Origin of the sequence: Candidatus Rickettsia tasmaniensis (assembly GCF_036857515.1) — a bacterium.
GTDB classification, from domain to species: domain Bacteria; phylum Pseudomonadota; class Alphaproteobacteria; order Rickettsiales; family Rickettsiaceae; genus Rickettsia; species Rickettsia rickettsii.
In genome coordinates this window covers 1-511 of record NZ_JAQCNX010000096.1, presented here as the reverse complement: position 1 = coordinate 511, position 511 = coordinate 1, and the positions used below count along the sequence as shown (strand labels likewise).

Genomic DNA, 511 nt, shown 5'->3' with positions numbered 1-511 from the left:
CCTATAAAAACAAGTTTTTATAGGTTTTACTGGATTCCCGCCTCCGCGGGGATGACATCAGAAAAATAAGATAAAAAACAAACAGTGACCGACTTCTTGCATAACTTGCTTCTAAAGGTAATTTGTGTATCAATCCGGTACTCGCATCCTCACGTACTAAAGTGTACGCGGTAGTACTGCGTTCCGTGTTTCCTTCAAATTCCTCTGGATTAGCTACGTTATGCAAGAAGTCGGTCACTGTTTGTTTTTTATCTTATTTTTATCGGGAAAAGCGTCGGGAAGGGAAAGAGTATAAAAATCAGTGTTAATCCCAGTATCAACAAAAAAATAAAACAGTGTCCAGCATCTTCCATAACGTAGCTTATAAATAGGAATTTGAAGGAAACACGGAACGCAGTACTACAGCGTACACTTTAGTACGTGAGGATGCGAGTACCGGAGTGATACACAAATTACCTTTAGAAGCAAGTTATGCAAGAAGACGGTGACTGTGTGCTTTTTATCTCATTCT

General features: G+C 39.3%; 2 pseudogenes. One reads left to right on the top strand and one right to left on the bottom strand.

Annotated features, from left to right (window positions below):
* Nucleotides 1–100: 100 nt before the first annotated feature.
* Nucleotides 101–229, bottom strand: a pseudogene (locus tag O6R16_RS08165) (palindromic element RPE1 domain-containing protein); the annotation flags it as partial.
* A gap of 142 nt (nt 230–371) precedes the next feature.
* On the opposite strand from O6R16_RS08165, the pseudogene O6R16_RS08160 reads away from it, so the two are divergent.
* Nucleotides 372–482, top strand: a pseudogene (locus tag O6R16_RS08160) (palindromic element RPE1 domain-containing protein); the annotation flags it as partial.
* Between the last annotated feature and the right edge of the window lie 29 nt (nt 483–511).